Raw genomic sequence first — 19,196 nt, forward strand, 5'->3', positions numbered from 1 at the left:
AGGACGAGCGGGACGCGGTGAAGATTCCCGGCAGACGAAAAATATCGGCCAACGGAACAGCTCGGCCGGCCCGGACCAGCGCGCCCCTCACCTTCGCATTCCGGCCAGCCATCTCCCGCCATGCCCGGACAACTCGCCATCTGTCGCCGCTGGTGCGGAAGTTCGGCTTCCGTTCGTGCCTTCGAGATACCTGTGCGTCGGTAGTAGGCTCGCGCCGTTTGTTGACGCACAGGTGTACCCCCGGCCGGTGGGGGTCGAGCTGGGGGAGGCCATGCGCTTTCGCGGGAATTCCATCCGCCGGAAGATCGTGGCGCTGCTTCTCGTGCCGCTGCTGTCCCTGACCGCGATCTGGGCTTTCGCCACCGTCCTCACGGGACGACAGGCGACCCGGATGTTCGACACCTCCTCCGTGGTGGAGGAGATCGCCTATCCCGCCGAGGACGCCGTCCGGGCGCTCCAGCAGGAACGCCGCCAGACCCTCGTCCACCTCGCCGACCCGCGCGCCTTCGACGGCCTCGCCGCGCTGCGCCGCAGCCGTACCGCCACCGACGAGGCCGTCGCCGAACTGCGCGGCAACGCCCGGAACTCCGACGTCCGCGACGCCCTGGGCCCCGGCTCCGCGGAACGGCTGACCGCGGCGCTGGACGCTTTCGACGGCCTGTCCTCCCTGCGGCGCGGCGTCGAGGACCGGACCCTCCACCGCACCCAGGCGCTCGACCTCTACAACCGCCTGGTCGACCCCTGCTACGCGCTGCTCGCCGACCTCCACGTCGTCGACGACGTCACCCTGGACAAGCAGTACCGCGCCCTGGTCAACCTCGCCCGCGCCCGCGAACTCCTCTCCCGTGAGGACGCGCTGCTCGGCTCCTCGCTGGTCGTCGGCACCCTCACCCGTGACGAGACCCGCGCCATCTCGGAACTGGCCGCCGAGCGAACCCTGTTGTACGACATGAGCCTGCCGCTGCTGCCCGCCGGCGAACGCGGCCCCTACCAGCGGTTCTGGAGCAACGCCGCCTCGGCCCCGCTGCGGGCGGCCGAACAGGCCGCTGCCGCGACCGGCTCGGGCATGCCCCGGGGGGTGACCGCGCAGAGCTGGGACGCCGCCGCCGGCGCCGCCCTCGATCGTCTGCGCACCCTCGACGACCAGGCCGACGACCGCTATCAGGACCGCGTCCGCCCGGTCGCGATGAGCGTCATCCTGCGGGCCGCCGTCACCGGCGTCCTCGGTCTGATCGCCGTCGTCGTCTCCCTCTTCCTGTCCGTGCGCATCGGCCGCGGCCTCATCCGCGACCTGCGCCAACTGCGCACCGAGGCGCACGAGGCGTCCGGCGTCCGCCTGCCGAGCGTGATGCGCCGCCTCTCAGCCGGCGAACAGGTCGACGTGGAGACCGAGGTGCCCCGCCTCGAATACGACAAGAACGAGATCGGCGAGGTCGGCCAGGCCCTCAACACCTTGCAACGCGCCGCCGTCGAGGCCGCCGTGAAACAGGCCGAACTCCGGGCCGGCGTCTCCGAGGTGTTCGTCAACCTCGCCCGCCGCAGCCAGGTCCTGCTGCACAAGCAACTCACCCTCCTCGACACCATGGAACGCCGGACCGAGGACACCGAGGAACTCGCCGACCTGTTCCGCCTCGACCACCTGACCACCCGTATGCGCCGGCACGCCGAGGGCCTGGTGATCCTCTCCGGCGCCGCCCCGTCCCGGCAGTGGCGCAAACCCGTGCAGCTGATGGACGTCGTCCGCGCGGCCGTCGCCGAGGTCGAGGACTACGAGCGCGTGGAGGTACGCCGGCTGCCGCGCGTGGCCCTGACCGGTCCCGCCGTCGCCGACATCACGCACCTGGTCGCCGAACTCCTGGAGAACGCCACGGTGTTCTCCCCGCCGCACACCGCCGTGCAGGTCATCGGCGAACGCGTCGCCAACGGCTTCACCCTGGAGATTCACGACCGAGGCCTCGGCATGTCCGCCGAAGCACTGCTGGACGCCAATCTGCGGCTCGCCGAGACACCCGAGTTCGAACTCTCCGACACCGACCGGCTCGGACTGTTCGTGATCAGCCGGCTCGCCCAGCGGCAGAACGTCCGCGTCTGCCTCCAGCCGTCCCCCTACGGCGGCACCACCGCGGTCGTCTTCCTGCCCGACGCGCTGCTCACCGACGACGTACCCGACACCAACGGCGTCGGTTTCCGGCTGGACCGGCAGCGGTCCCCGGAGCGCACCGGGCGGGACGACGGCCGCGGCGGCGCCCTCCCGGAGGCGGCCGTGCAGCTACCGGGTCTGCCGGTCTCGGTCCTGGACGGGCCGGTGGAACTGGAGGCACCGGTCGGCCTGGACGCCATCGAAGAGTTCGCGGACGTCCTGGACGACGAGGACGGCGACGGCGGTCTGTTCCGCCCCCGCCGCTCCGTGCCCCGGCCGCGGTCGGACGGGACGACGCCCCGCGATCTCGCCGGGCACCGGCAGCACCCCGGCCTGCGCGACGCCTCCGCCCGCACGGGCGGCGACAAGGAGAGCGACGGCGACCGGCTGGTGCCGCTGCCCCAGCGCCGGACGCCCAAGCTGGTCAGCTCCCACGGGCGCCCGGTCACCGACCAGCGCTCCCGCCGCGACCGGAACGAGGGCAAGGGCGGCTCCGGAGCCGAGGGACAGCCGCTGACCCCGCTGCCGTCCCGCCGCCGCGGCGAGAGCCCCCTGGGGAAGCCCGCCGCCCCGGCGGACCGCCCCGAGCCGACCGGCGCCCCGGCCCCGTCCCAGGGCGACGGCACGGAGCAGCCTCCCGCCCTGCCGCAGCGCACCCGCCGGCCCGCCCTCGGCGCCGGCCGCACGGACGACGCCGGCACCGACCCGGCCGCGCCCTCCGCGGGCTCCGTGGCGCCGGAGCCTGATACCGGAGGGCTGCCCCGCCGCGTACGACAGGCGAGCATCGCCCCGCAGCTCAAGCGGGCGCCCCAGCGGCGCACCGAGGACCGGGCGGACCCCGTCGAGCGCGACGCCGACGAGGTACGCAGCCGGATGGCCTCGCTCCAGCGCGGCTGGCAGCGCGGCCGCGAGGAGAACGCCGCGGGCGACGACGCCCGCGACGGCAGTACAGCACCAGGAACGACAGAGGGGGACGGTCGATGACCGCACCGAAGGCCACCGGCCACAGCGCGACCGACAAGAGGCAGCTCAACTGGCTCCTCGACGACCTCGTGGAGCGGGTCGGAAGCATCCGCAAGGCCCTCGTGCTCTCCGGGGACGGCCTGCCGACCGGGGTGTCCAAGGACCTGACCAGGGAGGACAGCGAGCACCTCGCCGCCGTCGCCTCCGGCTTCCACAGCCTCGCCAAGGGCGTGGGCCGGCACTTCGAGGCGGGCAACGTCCGGCAGACGGTCGTCGAACTGGACGGCGCCTTCCTGTTCGTGACCGCCGCCGGCGACGGCAGCTGTCTGGCCGTCCTGTCGGACGCCGACTCCGACGTCGGCCAGGTCGCCTACGAGATGACGCTTCTCGTCAAGCGGGTCGGTGTGCATCTGGCGGCGGCTCCGCGCACCGATCTGCCCTCCGGCGGGTAGTGGGATGACATGAGCGCAGACGGTCAGGCAGGAAGCCACTGGTTCGACGACGACGCCGGACCGGTGGTCCGCCCGTACGCCATGACGCGGGGCCGTACCAGCCACGGGGCCCAGCACCGCATGGACCTGATCGCGGTCGTCGTCACCGAGCCCCACGTCGACGACCCCGAGGCGGACGACACGCTGTCCCCGGAACACGTGGACATCGTCGAGCTGTGCCGCGACACCCCGCAGTCGGTCGCCGAACTCGCCGCGGAACTGGACCTGCCCGTCGGCGTGGTCCGGGTCCTCGTCGGCGACCTCGTGGACGAGGAGTACGTCCATGTCAGCCGTCCGGTTCCGCCGGCCGAACTGCCGGACGAGAGTATTCTGCGCGACGTGATCAACGGCCTGCGGGCGCTGTGAGCGGCGTGGAAGCGGAGTAGCGACGTGACGGGCTGGCAGTTCTGGGTCGATCGGGGCGGCACCTTCACCGACATCGTCGCGCGGCGCCCGGACGGCCGCCTGGTCACCCGCAAGCTCCTGTCCGACAACCCGGCCCGCTACGCCGACGCGGCCGTCGCCGGCGTCCGCGAACTCCTCGCCGAAACCCCGGGTCCCGTGGAGTCCGTCCGCATGGGCACCACGGTGGCCACCAACGCGCTGCTGGAGCGCCACGGAGAGCGCACCCTCCTCGTCATCACCCGAGGATTCGGCGACGCCCTGCGCATCGCCTACCAGAACCGCCCGCACCTCTTCGCCCGCCGCATCGAGCTGCCCGAACTGCTGCACGAACGTGTCATCGAGGTGGACGAGCGCGTCGCCGCCGACGGCACCGTCCTGCGCGCCCCCGATCTGGATGCCCTGGCCGGCCCCCTCCGGAAGGCGTACGACGACGGGATCCGCGCCGTCGCCGTGGTCTGCCTGCACAGCCACCTGCACCCCGCCCACGAACGTGCCGTCGGCGAACTGGCCGCGCGCATCGGCTTCCCGCAGATCTCGCTCTCCAGCGAGGTCAGCCCCCTGATGAAACTCGTCCCGCGCGGGGACACCGCCGTCGTGGACGCCTACCTCTCGCCCGTGCTGCGCCGCTACGTGCGGCACGTCGCCGACGACCTGCACGGCGTCCGGCTGATGTTCATGCAGTCCAACGGCGGCCTCACCGAGGCGGGGCGGTTCCGCGGCAAGGACGCGGTCCTCTCCGGACCGGCCGGCGGCATCGTCGGCATGGCCCGCATGTCCCGCCTCGCCGGGTACGACCGGGTCATCGGCTTCGACATGGGCGGCACCTCCACCGACGTCTCCCACTACGCGGGCGCCTACGAACGCGTCCTCACCACCCGGATCGCGGGCGTCCGGCTGCGCGCCCCCATGCTCGACATCCACACCGTCGCCGCCGGCGGCGGCTCCGTCCTGCACTTCGACGGCGCCCGCTACCGGGTGGGCCCCGACTCGGCCGGCGCCGACCCCGGACCGGCCTGCTATCGGGGCGGCGGCCCGCTCACCGTCACCGACGCCAACGTCATGCTCGGACGCATCCAGCCGGTCCACTTCCCCGAGGTCTTCGGCCCCGACGGCGACCAGCCGCTCGACCGGGAACTCGTCCGCGACCGGTTCACCGCGCTCGCCTCCGACATCCGCGAGCAGACCGGCGACGACCGCACCCCGGAGCAGGTCGCCGAGGGCTACCTGCGGATCGCCGTCGCGGGCATCGCGGGCGCCGTCAAACGCATCTCCGTGCAGAAGGGCCACGACGTCACCCGCTACGCCCTCACCACCTTCGGCGGCGCGGGCGGACAGCACGCCTGCATGGTCGCCGACTCGCTCGGCATCCGCACCGTCCTCGTCCCGCCCGTGGCGGGCCTGCTGTCCGCGCTCGGCATCGGCCTCGCCGACACCACGGCCATGCGTGAACAGTCCGTCGAAGCACCGCTGCACCCCGCCGCCATGCCGGGCGTCCTCGAGACGGCCCGCCGTCTCGAGGAGGCGGCCCGCGCCGAACTGCGCGGCGAGGACGTCCCCGGGGAAAGCGTCCGCGTCAGCCGCCGCGCCCATCTGCGCTACGACGGCACGGACACCGCCCTCACCGTCGGACTCACCGAGCCCGACGCCATGAAGCGCGCCTTCGAAGAACTTCATCGCCACACGTACTCCTTCACCCTCGACCGTCCCGTGGTCGTCGAAGCCCTCTCCGTGGAAGCCACCGGCCTCACCGAACCCCCCGATCTCTCCGCCCTCGCCCCGTACCGGCCCGCCCGCGCGGGACGGCCCGCCGCACCGCGCACCGTCCGGCTCCACACCGGTGGCGCCTGGCGCGACGTATCCCTCCACCACCGCGAGGACCTGCCCCCGGGCGGCGCCGTCACCGGCCCGGCGGTCATCACCGAGTCCGGCGCGACGACCGTCGTCGACGACGGCTGGCGGGCCACCGCCACCGACGGCGGGCATCTGGTGGTGGAACGCACGGCGATTACGGAGAGTTCCGATCTCGACACGGAAGTCGACCCGGTCCTGCTTGAGGTGTTCAACAACCTCTTCATGTCCATCGCCGAGCAGATGGGCGCACGGCTGCAGTCCACGGCCCAGTCGGTCAACATCAAGGAGCGCCTCGACTTCTCCTGCGCCCTGTTCGACCCGGACGGAAACCTCGTGGCCAACGCCCCGCACATCCCCGTCCACCTGGGCTCCATGGGCGCCGGCGTCAAGGAGGTCGTACGACGGCGCGGCGCCGGGATGCGGCCGGGCGACGCCTACGCGGTCAACGACCCTTACCACGGCGGCACGCACCTGCCCGACGTCACCGTCATCACCCCGGTCTTCGGCCACGCGGACACGCACGGTGACCGGATTCTGTTCTACGTCGCCTCCCGCGGCCACCACGCCGAGATCGGCGGCATCGCCCCCGGCTCCATGCCCGCCGGCAGCCGCACCATCGACGAGGAGGGCATCCTCTTCGACACCTGGCTGCTCGCCGAGGACGGCCGGCTGCGCGAGGCGGAGACCCGCCGCCTGCTGACCTCGGGGCCGTACCCCTCGCGCACCCCGGACACCAACCTGGCCGACCTGCGCGCCCAGATCGCCGCCAACCAGAAGGGCGTCGACGAAGTCGGCCACATGATCGAGGAGTTCGGCCTCGACGTCGTCCAGGCCTACATGCGGCACGTCCAGGACAACGCCGAAGAGGCCGTCCGCCGCGTCATCGACGCCCTGGCCGACGGGGAGTACGCCTACGAGACCGACTCGGGCGCCGTCATCCGCGTACGGATCACCGTCGACCGCGCGCGACGGTCGGCCGTCATCGACTTCACCGGTACCTCACCGCAGCTGCCCACCAACTTCAACGCCCCCCGCTCCGTCGTCCACGCCGCCGTCCTGTACGTCTTCCGCACCCTGGTCGCCGACGACATCCCGCTCAACGACGGCTGTCTGCGCCCCCTGGAGATCGTCGTCCCGGCCGGCACGATGCTGAGCCCCGAGCCGCCGGCCGCCGTCGTCGCGGGCAACGTGGAGACCTCCCAGGCCGTCACCGGCGCCCTCTACGCGGCGCTCGGCGTGCAGGCGGAAGGCTCCGGGACGATGAACAACGTCGCCTTCGGCAACGAGCGGCACCAGTACTACGAGACCGTCGCCTCCGGCTCCGGGGCCGGCGACGGCTTCCCCGGCGCGAGCGTCGTGCAGACCCACATGACCAACTCCCGGCTCACCGACCCGGAAGTCCTCGAATGGCGGCTGCCCGTGCGGCTGGAGGAGTTCGCCGTCCGGCACGGCAGCGGTGGTGCCGGACGCTGGCCCGGCGGGGACGGCGCGGTGCGCCGCATCCGGTTCCTGGAACCCATGACCGTCTCCACGCTGTCCCAGCACCGCAGGGTCCCGCCGTACGGCATGGCGGGCGGCGGGCCGGGAGCACTCGGCTCCGCCCGGGTGGAACGCGCCGACGGCACGGTCGTCCCTCTCGGCTCCAGCGGCTCGGCCGACGTCGGCCCCGGCGACGTGCTCGTCGTCGTCACCCCCGGCGGCGGAGGCTACGGCCCACCGCCGCCCGACCCATCGAGCAGGAGAAGTGAACGATGATCTTCGGGCGTACTGAGCGCGGCAAGCCCCCGGTCGAGCCCGTCACGCTCAAGGTCCTGGTGGCCGGCGGATTCGGCGTGGGCAAGACCACCCTGGTCGGCGCGGTCAGCGAGATCAGACCGCTGCGCACCGAGGAGGTGCTCACCGAGGCGGGCCGTCCGGTCGACGACGTCAGCGGCGTGGAGGGCAAGCACACCACCACCGTGGCCATGGACTTCGGCCGCATCACCCTGCGCGAGGACCTGGTGCTGTACCTCTTCGGCACCCCCGGTCAGGAGCGGTTCTGGTTCATGTGGGACGAGCTGTCCGAGGGCGCCCTCGGCGCGGTCGTCCTGGCCGACACCCGCCGACTGGAGGACTGCTTCGCCGCCATCGACTACTTCGAGCGGCGCGACATCCCCTTCCTCGTCGGCGTCAACTGCTTCGAGGACGCGGCTCGCTACCCGGCCGAGGACGTCCGCCGGGCCCTCGATCTGGACGACGGGGTGCCGTTGCTGCTGTGCGACGCCCGCGACCGGGAGTCGGTCAAGGAGATCCTCGTCGGCCTGGTGCAGCACGCGATGAAGTACACCGCGGGCCGCCGCCGGCGCGCGGTCACCACCTGACACGCGCGCGTACGGCACGCGGGCACGCGCGCGTACGGCACGTCGGCGCACCCACGAGCCCGGCGTGATCCGAACGGGACGCCCTAGTCCTCGCCGTCCTCCAGCCAGCCGAAGCTCTTCTCCACGGCCTTGCGCCAGTTGTGGTGCTCGCGGTCGCGGACGGCCGGCTCCATGGACGGCGTCCACTCGGCGTCCTTCTTCCAGTGCGACTTCAGCTCGTCGAGGTCGTTCCACACCCCGGTGGCGAGCCCGGCCGCGTAGGCGGCGCCCAGACAGGTGGTCTCGGAGACCTCGGGACGGATCACCGGGACGCCGAGCACGTCCGCCTGGTGCTGCATGAGCAGGTTGTTCTTCGTCATGCCGCCGTCCACCTTCAGGGTGGTCAGTTCCACCCCGGAGTCCTGGTACATCGCGTCCACCACCTCGCGCGTCTGCCAGCTGGTCGCCTCCAGCACCGCCCGCGCCAGGTGCGCCTTGGTGACGTACCGGGTCAGCCCGGTGACCACGCCCCGGGCGTCCGAACGCCAGTACGGTGCGAACAGGCCGGAGAAGGCGGGCACGATGTACGCGCCGCCGTTGTCCGCGACGCTCGCCGCCAGCGGCTCGATCTCGTCGGCGGTGCGGATGATGCCGAGCTGGTCGCGGAACCACTGCACCAGCGCGCCCGTGATCGCGATCGCGCCCTCCAGACAGTAGACCGGGGCCTCCTCACCGATCTTGTAGCCCATGGTGGTGAGCAGGCCGTTCTTGGACGGCACGGGCCGGTTGCCGGTGTTCAGCAACAGGAAGCTGCCGGTGCCGTAGGTGTTCTTGGCGTCCCCCATGTCGTAGCAGGCCTGCCCGAACACGGCCGCCTGCTGGTCGCCCAGGGCCGACGCCACCGGCACACCGGCCAGCGGCCCCACAGCGGTGCCGTACACCTCCGAGGAGGACCGGATCTCGGGGAGGATCGCCTCCGGGATGTTCATCGCGGAGAGGATGGACTCGTCCCACTGGAGGGTCTCCAGGTTCATCAGCATGGTGCGACCGGCGTTGGTGACGTCGGTGACGTGCCTGCCGCCGTTGGTGCCGCCGGTCAGGTTCCAGATGAGCCAGGAGTCGATGGTGCCGAAGGCGATCTCCCCACGCTCGGCGCGGTCGCGCAGGCCCGGCACGTGGTCCAGCAGCCACGCCGCTTTCGGTCCGGAGAAGTAGCTGGCGAGCGGTAGGCCGGTCTGCTCGCGGAAACGATCCTGCCCCTCCGTGCCGCCCAGTTCGTCGCACAGCGCCGCGGTGCGGGTGTCCTGCCAGACGATCGCGTTGTGCACGGGCTTGCCCGTCGCACGGTCCCACAGGACCGTCGTCTCGCGCTGATTGGTGATGCCGAGGGCGCTGACCTGGTCGGCGCGCAGCCCCGCCTTGGCCGTCGCGCCCGCCACCACGGCCTGGGTCTTGGACCAGATCTCCGTGGCGTCGTGCTCGACCCAGCCGGGCTTGGGGAAGATCTGGCGGTGCTCGCGCTGGTCGACCGCGACGATGGAGCCGCTGTGGTCGAAGACGATGCAGCGGCTCGAAGTGGTGCCCTGGTCGATTGCGGCCACGTACTTCTCGGCGTTGTCCGTCATGGCTACCCCTAGCTGGCGAGGGTCGGAGGGCCGCGCCGTGGCCGGTGCCCGGGAGCGCCCTTCCGATCAGCGGAAACGGTGTGCGGGCCCGGGCTGCGGGTCCGGCGGGTCGTACGGCCGTGCCCCTGGGTGCGCGGACACGGCCGAGGGCCGGGAGCGATGAGCCCCCGAAGCCCTCACTGATGTCATTTTGTCCGCAACCGCATGAATCTGCGCGCGATGGGCCAGGAGCACGACCACCCCGACGCGAACAGGGCCCGCGCACGGCGAGCACGGGCGGCCAGGCACCGGGAGTGCGCCGCGTCCGCGCGACCCGCCGGCCGTCACGTCAAGTGTTCCGCCGGACACCGACAGCGTCAACCCGTGTCACCCCGGCAACGCCCGCGTCCACCGCCGGGACCCGGCTCCCGGCGGTGACGGTCGCCGAGCCGGCCGCGACAAGACGCTTGTCGTCTCATCGGATACAGTCCGCGCGTGTCCGAGAATCAGCACCTGACCGCCAACTCCGCACCAGGCTCGCACTGTTCGAGCTGCGGAGCGCCCTACGCAGAGGGCGTCACCGGCTGGCCCCGCACCTGCCCGTCCTGCGGGACGGCGACCTACCGCAACCCGCTGCCGGTCGCCGTGGCCCTCCAGCCCGTGTACGACACCAAAGGCACCGCCCTGGTCGTGATCACCCGCACCATCGCTCCCGCGCGCGGAGGCACCGCACTGCCCGGCGGCTACATCGACGACCGGGAGGACTGGCGGCACGCCGTGGTCCGCGAACTCAAGGAGGAGACCGGGATCGACGCGGCCGCCCGCGACGTACGGCTCATCGACGCCATGAGCGCGCCCGACGGCCACCTGCTGCTCTTCGGCCTGCTCCCCGAACGCCCGGCCGACACCCTGCCGCAGTCCGCCGCGACGGACGAGACCGAGGGCTGGCACCTGCTGCGCAGGCCCGAGGAGCTGGCCTTCCCGCTGCACACCATCGCCGCACGCGCCTGGTTCGAGGGCCGCTACATCTGACCCCGGTCCCCGTCAAGCCCCCGCACGCGCACCGGCCGGGAGGGCGCCTTGGCACCGCCCTCCCGCTCACCCTCCACCACCGCCCGCCCGTCCTGGAGCCGCACCGTGTAGCGCTCCACCTCCGCCTCCGCCCAGCCGTCACCGGGGTCCGGCACCACCAGCCCGCCCCCGGTACGCCCCGCGGCCGGCGCCCACACCTCCAGCTCCAGCCCGCCCTGATCGCCGCGCACGGGGATCACCGCCCCCGCGCGCGCGAACACCGGTATCCGCGCGAGCGGAGCGTCCACGACCGCCCGCCCCGGCCCTTCGTACGCCCGCCCCGTCGCCGTGTCGTACCAGCGGCCCCGCGGCAGCCGCACCCCGCGCCGGTCCGCCCCGGCGTCGAGCACCGGAGCCACCAGCAGGGCATCGCCGAGCAGGAACGCGTCCTCGCAGTCGCGCAGCGCACGGTCCTCCGGAGCCCCCCACCACACCGGACGCACATAGGGCGCCCCCGTGCGCCGGGCCAGCTGCGCCAGCGTCACGAAGTACGGCTGCAGGCGGCGGCGCTCGACGAGCGCCACGCGCGCGTGCCGCAGCACGTGCGCCCCGAACTCCCACGGCTCCCGGCGACCCGCCCGCAGACTCGCGTGGGTCCGGAACAGCGGCAGGTACGAGGCCAGCTGGAACCAGCGCAGATACAGCTCCGGCGAAGGAGAGCCGTCGAACCCGCCGACGTCCGGCCCCGAGTACGGCACCCCGCACAGACCGAGACCCAGCACCAGTGACAGCGAAGCCCGCAGCCCCGGCCAGCCGGTGGCCACGTGCCCCGACCACGTACCGCCGTACCGCTGCATTCCGGCCCAGCCCGAGCGGGAGAAGACGAACGGCCGCTCCTCGGGCACCCGTTCGCGCACCCCCTCGTACCCGGCGCGCGCCATGCACAGCGCGTACACGTTGTGCGCCTCGCGATGGTCGCCGCCCCGGCCCTCCAGCGCGTGCCGTGCCGAGCGGGGGAGCGTCGTCTCACCGAAGGCGGCGAACGAGGTCGGCTCGTTCATGTCGTGCCAGAAGCCCGAGAACCCCTGTGCGATCCGCTCCTCGTAGAGCCCGCCCCACCACTCCCGCACGCGCGCGTGCGTGAAGTCCGGGAAGACCACCTCCCCGGGCCGCGCCACGCCCCGCACCACACTCCCCGACGCGTCCCGCACGAAGGCGTCCTCGGCCGATCCCGCCTCGAACACGGCGTTCCCGGGCACGGCCCGCACCGCGGGATCGACGATCGACACCAGCCGGATCCCGTCCCGGCGCAGCTCCTCGGCCAGCACCGGCAGCTTCGGGAAACGGTCCTGGTCAACCGTGAACACCTGGTGCGCGTCGTGGTGGTCGACGTCCAGGTGCACCGCGTCCAGGGGCAACCCGTGCTCGTGGTAGCCCGCGACGATCCGCCGCACCTCCTGCTCGTCGCCGAGACCCCGGCGGGCGTGCTGGTGGCCGAGCGCCCACGCGGGCGGCACCGCCGCCGCCCCGGTGAGCGAGGCCCAGACCTGCGCCACGCGCGCGGGAGTGCCGACGACCACCCAGCAGCGCAGCGGACCGCCGTCCATCCTCAGCTCGCTCGTCCCCGCCCGGTCATGACCCGAACCGGCGCCCTCCACACCCTCCCGCAGCGTGACCGTGCCGTCGAAGGAGTTGTCGTGGAACACCAGATGCGTGCCCGCGTCGGCGACGACCCACTGCACAGGCATCGTGATGTACAGCGGACCGTCACCGGGGCCGAACGGGCGACCGGGATCGGTGTTCCACAGCCGGTGCGCGCCGTCGCGCAGCCGCGGCCCGGGCGCCCGCCCGCCCAGGCCGAAGAACCGGGCGTCGGCCGCCACCTCCGAGCGCTGCGTCCAGCGCGCCGCGCCGCCGCCCACCGGCTCCCACCACCGCGGCGGCAGGTCCCGCCGCAGCGGCACACCGCCGGGCGTGCACACCTGGATCGCGCCGTGCCGCGAGACGGCGACCGTGACCCGCTCCGCCACCACCCGCCAGCCGCCGTCCTTGTCCGGCTCCAGCACCGCCCGCGGATCCGGCTCCGGACAACGCCCGGCGAGCGCGTACGACGGCTCGGGGCCCGCCCCGTCCCAGCCCCAGAAGACGGCGCCGTTCACGGCGACCCGGACCCACAGCCGCGACCGGCCGAAACGCAGAACGCCGCCCCCGGGCCGCGCCTCCGCGTCCACCACCGCACCGGGCACCCGCGCGCGCTCGGCCCCGCGCGGCGGCAGCCCCTTGGCGTCCACGCGCCGTCTGCGCAAGGCGGCGCGTACGGTGCGGACCGCCCCCGCCGAACCGACCGCCTTCACCGAACGCACCAGGTCACGAGCTCCCATGCCGCTCACCCTGCCATCGACCGATCGCCGTGAGGGCGTCGTTCAACTGCCGTTCACCCAGGCTCGGACGACATCTTCACGGCACGCACCGTGTGAGGCGAGCCCTGGTGCGCAAGTCGATCACATGGCATCGTCCGTGTCAGCCGCGTCACGCGCACACCCCAGCACGTGCGCGGACCGACGCACACGACGCGCACAGTCCGGGAGCCGCCCATGTCGACCGAGAACCCCCAGCCGCTCTGGCAGCCCGACCCGCAGCGGACCGCCGACGCACAGATCACCGAGTTCCAGACCTGGGCGGCCGAGCACCACGGAGCGCCCGCCGAGGGCGGCTACCCGGCCCTCCACCACTGGTCCGTCGAACAGCTGGACACCTTCTGGAAAGCCGTCACGGAGTGGTTCGACGTACGGTTCTCCACCCCCTACGCGCGCGTACTGGGCGATCGCTCCATGCCCGGCGCCGAGTGGTTCCCCGGCGCGCGGCTGAACTACGCCGAGCACGCGCTGCGCGCCGCCGACACCCGCCCGGACGAGCCCGCCCTCCTCCACCTCGACGAGACCCACGAGCCGCGCCCCGTGACCTGGGCCGAACTGCGCCGCCAGGTCGGTTCCCTGGCCGCCGAACTGCGCGCCCTCGGCGTACGCCCCGGCGACCGCGTCAGCGGCTACCTGCCGAACGTCCCCCAGGCCGTCGTCGCCCTCCTCGCCACGGCCGCGGTGGGCGGCGTGTGGACCTCCTGCGCCCCCGACTTCGGCGCCCGCAGCGTCCTGGACCGGTTCCAGCAGGTGGAACCCGTCGTCCTGTTCACCGTCGACGGTTACCGCTACGGCGGCAGGGAGCACGACCGCCGCGACGTCGTCACCGAACTGCGCCGCGAACTGCCCACCCTGCGGGGCGTCGTCCACATCCCCCTGCTCGGCACCCCGGCCCCCGAGGGCGCCCTGGAGTGGTCCGCCCTGACCTCCGCCGACGTGGCGCCCGTCTTCGAGCAGGTGCCGTTCGACCACCCGCTGTGGGTCCTGTACTCCTCCGGCACCACCGGCCTGCCCAAGGCGATCGTGCAGTCCCAGGGCGGCATCCTCGTCGAGCACCTCAAGCAGCTCGGCCTGCACTGCGACCTCGGCCCGCAGGACCGCTTCTTCTGGTACACGTCGACCGGCTGGATGATGTGGAACTTCCTCGTCTCCGGCCTGCTGACCGGCACGACGATCGTCCTCTACGACGGCAGCCCGGGTCACCCCGACACCGGCGCCCAGTGGCGGGTCGCCGAACGCACCGGAGCCACCCTCTTCGGCACCTCCGCCGCGTACGTCATGGCCTGCCGCAAGGCGGAGGTGCACCCCGCCCGCGACTTCGACCTCTCCTCGGTCCGCTGCGTCGCCACCACGGGCTCGCCGCTCCCGCCCGACGGCTTCCGCTGGCTGCACGACGAGGTCGGCGACGACGTGTGGATCGCCTCCGTCAGCGGCGGCACCGACGTCTGCTCCTGCTTCGCCGGCGCCGTGCCGACCCTCCCGGTGTACATCGGCGAACTCCAGGCCCCCTGCCTCGGCACCGACCTCCAGTCCTGGGACCCGAGCGGCGCACCGCTCACCGACGAGGTCGGCGAGCTGGTCGTCGTCAACCCCATGCCGTCCATGCCGATCCACTTCTGGAACGACCCCGACGACAGCCGCTACCACGACAGCTACTTCGCCATGTACCCCGGCGTCTGGCGGCACGGCGACTGGATCACCCTCACCTCACGCGGCTCCGTGATCATCCACGGCCGTTCCGACTCCACCCTGAACCGTCAGGGCGTCCGCATGGGATCCGCAGACATCTACGAGGCCGTCGAACGGCTGCCGGAGATCAAGGAATCCCTCGTCATCGGAGTCGAACAGCCCGACGGCGGCTACTGGATGCCCCTCTTCGTGCACCTCGCCCCCGGCGCCGTGCTCGACGACGCCCTCCTGGACCGCGTCAGGCGCACCATCCGTGAGCAGCTCTCGCCCCGTCACGTCCCCGACGAGATCATCGCGGTGCCGGGCATCCCGCACACCCTGACCGGCAAGCGCATCGAGGTCCCGGTCAAGCGCCTCCTGCAGGGCACCCCCCTGGAGAAGGCGGTCAACCCCGGCTCCATCGACGACCTCGCCATGTTGCGCTTCTACGAGGACCTGGCCCGCAAGCGCGCCTGACGCATCCCGGTCAGCCCCGGCGGCCCCGGCCCCGCCGTCACACTCGGCGAGGACCGGGGCCGTCCGCAGCCACGTCGGACAGCCCCACCCCCACCCGTGACCAGCGCCGTCCGCCGCCGTCCGGCTCTCACCCCGCGTTGTCAGTGCCCTCGATTACTCTGAGTGAGCTTTGATCGGTCCCTGCGTACAGGGGACGAACGAACACGGGGGAAGTACATGGCGCACACCGACCACCACACCCTGCGGCACGTCCTGCGCCGGGAGATCGCCGGCACCATCGGCCTGCTCGCCGACGAACGGGACTTCCGCGCCATGCGGCGCTACCGCAGCTTCACTTTCGACGACCACACCACCTACCTGCAACAGGTCGAGGAACTCCTCAAAACCAGGGCCGCGCAGGGCAGCCACACCACCGTCGCCCTCTTCGACCCCGAGGAATACGCCGCGTACTGCACGGACGTCGGCCTCGACCCCGACGCCCCGGCGAGCCGTACCCGCTACACCGCCGAACTCGCGGCCACCGGACCGAACCTGCCCTACGACGGCAGGCCCCTGGCCGACATCGTCCCCGACCTCGTGGGCGAAGCCGTCCGCCAGGCCACCTGGGAGTACGCCTCCACCCTGCTGTCCCGGCTCGGCCCCTGCACCTCCTGCGGCGAGGACATCGGCCGCGCCGCCTTCGCCCGGGCCGCGGAACTGGTCGCCCGCATCCTCGACACCGCGCCGCCCGGCGACCGACACCTGGTCTGCAGCGCCTCGACCGCACCGGAAACCCTCACCGCCGTCCTCCACGCGGACGACGAGGACGACGGAGCCGTCAGCCTGGACGAGGCCGAGGCCCTCGAATTCACCACGGTCCTCGCCCTCGGCATCGCCACCCGCAGTCCCGGCGGACTCGTCATGCGCACCATCGCCCCGGGCCTTCCGGACCGGATCTACGGCTGGCGTCTGCGCGGCGACGGCCTGCAACCCCTCACCGCCGGCGAGGTCTTCGACGCATACTGCACCGACATCGAATCCGGCGACCTCGTCGCCCCGGAATCCGGCGTCGACTACTGCGTGCCGCCCGACCTCGGCGACGAAGGACCGACAGCCCCGCATCGCCACTGAAACCCATCGCGGGCCATACCGGTCCGGAACACAAGGAGGGGCGCCCCACCCGCAGGTGAAGCGCCCCTCCCGGGCCGGCCGGAGAACGGCCGACGGCCGGATCACTCGCCCGACAGCACCGCCTGAGCCGCCTGCCGCGCCTCTTCGGCGCTGTCCGCGGCGCGGGCCGCCGCAGCGGCACGCTCGCACTGCGCGAGCGTGTACTTCGCCAAAGTCGCCCGGACATAGGGAAGCGACGCCGCACCCATGGACAGGGAGGTGACACCCAGCCCGGTCAGCACACACGCGAGCAGCGGGTCGGAGGCGGCCTCGCCACAGACACCACAGCTCTTGCCCTCGGCCTGGGCCGCGTCGGCGGCCATCGCGACCAGGTCGAGCAGCGCGGGCTGCCACGGGTCCTGCAGCCGGGACACCGCACCCACCTGACGGTCGGCCGCGAAGGTGTACTGCGCCAGGTCATTGGTCCCCAGCGACAGGAACTCGGCCTCCTGAAGCACCGAGCGCGCCCGCAGCGCCGCCGACGGGATCTCGACCATCGCGCCGAACTTCGCCCGCAGCCCCGCCGCACGGCAGGCGTCCGCGAACGCCTTGGCGTCCGCCCGGTCCGCCACCATCGGAGCCATGACCTCCAGGTGCACCGGCAGCCCCTCGGCAGCCTTCGCGAGCGCCGTCAGCTGCGTGCGCAGCACCTCCGGGTGGTCCAGCAGCGTCCGCAGACCGCGCACACCGAGGGCTGGGTTCGGCTCGTCGGCCGGGGTCAGGAACTCGAGCGGTTTGTCCGCACCCGCGTCCAGCACCCGCACGACCACCCGGCCCTCGGGGAAGGCCTCCAGCACCTGCCGGTACGCCTCGACCTGCTTCTCCTCCGAGGGTGCCTTCTTGTCGTCGTCCAGGAAGAGGAACTCGGTCCGGAACAGGCCCACACCCTCGGCACCGGCCTCGACCGCCGCCGCCACGTCGGCGGGGCCGCCGATGTTGGCGAGCAGCGGCACCTTGTGCCCGTCGGAGGTGACGCCCGGCCCCGTCGAGGCGGCCAGTGCGGCCTCGCGCTCGGCGGCCGCGGCCTCCAGCTGCGCCTTCTTCTCGGCGCTGGGGTTCACGAAGATCTCGCCGCTGCTGCCGTCCACCGCGATCACCGTGCCCTCGGCCAGTTCACCGGCGCCGGGCAGAGCCACGACGGCCGGCACGCCGAGCGCCCGCGCCAGGATGGCGCTGTGGCTCGTCGGGCCGCCCTCCTCGGTGACGAAGCCGAGGACGAGCCGCGGGTCCAGCAGCGCCGTGTCGGCGGGAGCGAGATCCCGGGCGACCAGGACGTAGGGCTCGTCGCTGTCCGGCACACCCGGCATGGGCACGCCGAGCAGACGCGCCACGATGCGGTTGCGTACGTCGTCCAGGTCGGCCACCCGGCCCGCGAGGTACTCGCCGGCGCCGGCGAGCAGGTCCCGGTAGGCGGCGAAGGCGTCGTAGACCGCGCGCTCGGCGGTGCTGCCCACGGCGATACGCCGGTCCACGTCCGCGATCAGTTCGGGGTCCAGCGCCATCAGGGCCTGCGCCTCGAGCACCGCCTGGGCTTCGCCGCCCGCGAGATTGCCGCGCGCGGTCAGGTCGGCCGCCACAGCCTCCACGGCCTGACGGGCGCGCCCCTGTTCGCGCTCCGCGTCGTCAGCCGGTATCTGCTTGGCGGGCGGCTCCAGTACCGCCGTGCCCATGTGCCGCACCTCGCCGATGGCCACCCCGTGACTCACACCGACGCCTCGCAGTGTTGTCTCCATCTCACCCGTCTCCATTAGTGCGGCGGCTGGGCCGCTGTGGTGGTTGTTCTGGTCGCCGTATCCGGAACGGCGGGGGAGTCACTTCCAGGAGAAGAGACTGTCGCCGGTCTTCAGCTCGCCGCTGTCGCGCAGATCGGTGAGCGATTCGGCGGTGGCCTCCAGGGCCACGACCGGGCAGACGGGGGACTTGCCGGCCGCCTCGACGGCGGCGGGGTTCCAGCGCACCACGGCCTGGCCGCGCGTCACCGTGTCGCCCTTGTTCACGAGCAGCTCGAAGCCCTCGCCGTTGAGCTGAACCGTGTCGATGCCGAGGTGGGTGAGCACGCCGTGGCCCTGCTCGTCGACGACGACGAAGGCGTGCGGGTGCAGCGAGACGATGACCCCGTCCACGGGAGAGACCACCTCGGACGGTTCACGCACGGGATCGATCGCCGTGCCGGGGCCGACCATGGCACCGGAGAAGACCGGGTCCGGCACGGCAGCGAGTCCGATGGCGCGTCCGGCGAGCGGTGACGTCACGGTGGTCATGGGAAGCCTCCCAGGGGTGGAGAGTCGATGAGCCGTCACTGCTTGTCCCGGACGGCGCGCTGTGCAGCAGGGTATGTCACGGTAAGTACCGGTTCCGGGCGAGAGCTTACGACAGCTCCCGTTGGTGGTCTAGACCACCCTTCCAACGGATTTGCACCCACTCGGCGGAGCGCTGTAGAGTCGTGCTCCTGTCGGGGACGAGTGACGCTCACCAGCGTGCCCGCCCGGCGGCATCCAACTTGTCAGATCCTATCTCGGGATCATCTTCCGCATGTCCGCGGGACGGTGGTCAGAGAGACCGGAAAACCCTGGTAGAGTTTGGAACACCGAAGGGAAGCGCCCGGAGGAAAGCCCGAGAGGGTGAGTACGAAGGAAGCGTCCGTTCCTTGAGAACTCAACAGCGTGCCAAAAGTCAACGCC

At 72.5% G+C, this 19,196-nt stretch carries 11 protein-coding genes and 1 pseudogene; 8 read left to right on the forward strand and 4 right to left on the reverse strand.

The window, feature by feature from the left end:
• The first annotated feature begins 271 nt into the window (after positions 1-271).
• The 5 genes and pseudogenes from AB0N63_RS31485 (at position 272) to AB0N63_RS31505 (ending at position 8,210) form a co-directional block, all read left to right on the forward strand.
• Positions 272-3,124 carry a nitrate- and nitrite sensing domain-containing protein gene (locus AB0N63_RS31485; protein ID WP_365534395.1) on the forward strand — a complete coding sequence of 951 codons (2,853 nt, stop codon included), beginning with the start codon at positions 272-274 and terminating at the stop codon, positions 3,122-3,124.
• Positions 3,121-3,555, forward strand: coding sequence for a roadblock/LC7 domain-containing protein (locus AB0N63_RS31490; protein ID WP_365534364.1), 435 nt, complete (start codon positions 3,121-3,123; stop codon positions 3,553-3,555). The genes AB0N63_RS31485 and AB0N63_RS31490 overlap by 4 nt, the downstream gene beginning before the upstream one ends.
• Before the next feature lie 9 nt (positions 3,556-3,564).
• Positions 3,565-3,960 (forward strand): DUF742 domain-containing protein, encoded by a 396-nt coding sequence (locus AB0N63_RS31495; protein WP_365534366.1) that lies wholly within the window; start codon positions 3,565-3,567, stop codon positions 3,958-3,960.
• A 24-nt stretch (positions 3,961-3,984) separates the two neighbouring features.
• Positions 3,985-7,621 (forward strand): annotated as a pseudogene (locus tag AB0N63_RS31500) (hydantoinase B/oxoprolinase family protein).
• The gene (locus tag AB0N63_RS31505; RefSeq protein ID WP_365534368.1) at positions 7,602-8,210 is read left to right on the forward strand and encodes an ATP/GTP-binding protein; all 609 of its coding nucleotides are present in this window, start codon (positions 7,602-7,604) and stop codon (positions 8,208-8,210) included. The pseudogene AB0N63_RS31500 and the gene AB0N63_RS31505 overlap by 20 nt, the downstream one beginning before the upstream one ends.
• 83 nt (positions 8,211-8,293) lie before the next feature.
• Here the strand turns inward: AB0N63_RS31505 and glpK are convergent, their stop codons facing one another.
• Positions 8,294-9,814, reverse strand: coding sequence for a glycerol kinase GlpK (gene glpK, locus AB0N63_RS31510; RefSeq protein WP_365534369.1), 1,521 nt, complete (start codon positions 9,812-9,814; stop codon positions 8,294-8,296).
• Between the two features lie 474 nt (positions 9,815-10,288).
• On the opposite strand from glpK, the gene AB0N63_RS31515 reads away from it, so the two are divergent.
• Positions 10,289-10,825, forward strand: a complete 537-nt coding sequence (locus AB0N63_RS31515; protein ID WP_365534371.1) for an NUDIX domain-containing protein — start codon at positions 10,289-10,291, stop codon at positions 10,823-10,825.
• Here the strand turns inward: AB0N63_RS31515 and AB0N63_RS31520 are convergent.
• Positions 10,816-13,185, reverse strand: coding sequence for a glycoside hydrolase family 31 protein (locus AB0N63_RS31520; RefSeq protein WP_365534374.1), 2,370 nt, complete (start codon positions 13,183-13,185; stop codon positions 10,816-10,818). The two genes, AB0N63_RS31515 and AB0N63_RS31520, sit on opposite strands and share 10 nt — an antisense overlap.
• A gap of 213 nt (positions 13,186-13,398) precedes the next feature.
• Here AB0N63_RS31520 and AB0N63_RS31525 point away from each other — a divergent pair, with 213 nt between their 5' ends.
• Together AB0N63_RS31525 and AB0N63_RS31530 are read left to right on the forward strand one after the other, a co-directional pair.
• A complete protein-coding gene (locus AB0N63_RS31525; RefSeq protein WP_365534376.1) occupies positions 13,399-15,366 on the forward strand; it encodes an acetoacetate--CoA ligase in 1,968 nt (655 codons plus the stop codon).
• A gap of 216 nt (positions 15,367-15,582) precedes the next feature.
• Positions 15,583-16,476, forward strand: a complete 894-nt coding sequence (locus AB0N63_RS31530) for a hypothetical protein (protein ID WP_365534378.1) — start codon at positions 15,583-15,585, stop codon at positions 16,474-16,476.
• 101 nt (positions 16,477-16,577) lie between these two features.
• On the opposite strand, the gene ptsP is transcribed toward AB0N63_RS31530, so the two are convergent.
• Complete coding sequence (gene ptsP / locus AB0N63_RS31535) at positions 16,578-18,248, reverse strand: phosphoenolpyruvate--protein phosphotransferase (RefSeq protein WP_365534380.1); 1,671 nt, start codon at positions 18,246-18,248, stop codon at positions 16,578-16,580.
• Between the two features lie 78 nt (positions 18,249-18,326).
• A complete protein-coding gene (locus AB0N63_RS31540; RefSeq protein ID WP_365534382.1) occupies positions 18,327-18,776 on the reverse strand; it encodes a PTS glucose transporter subunit IIA in 450 nt (149 codons plus the stop codon).
• Positions 18,777-19,196 lie beyond the last annotated feature (420 nt).

The sequence above is a fragment of the Streptomyces sp. NPDC093260 genome, from assembly GCF_040683715.1.
Taxonomy (GTDB): domain Bacteria; phylum Actinomycetota; class Actinomycetes; order Streptomycetales; family Streptomycetaceae; genus Streptomyces; species Streptomyces sennicomposti.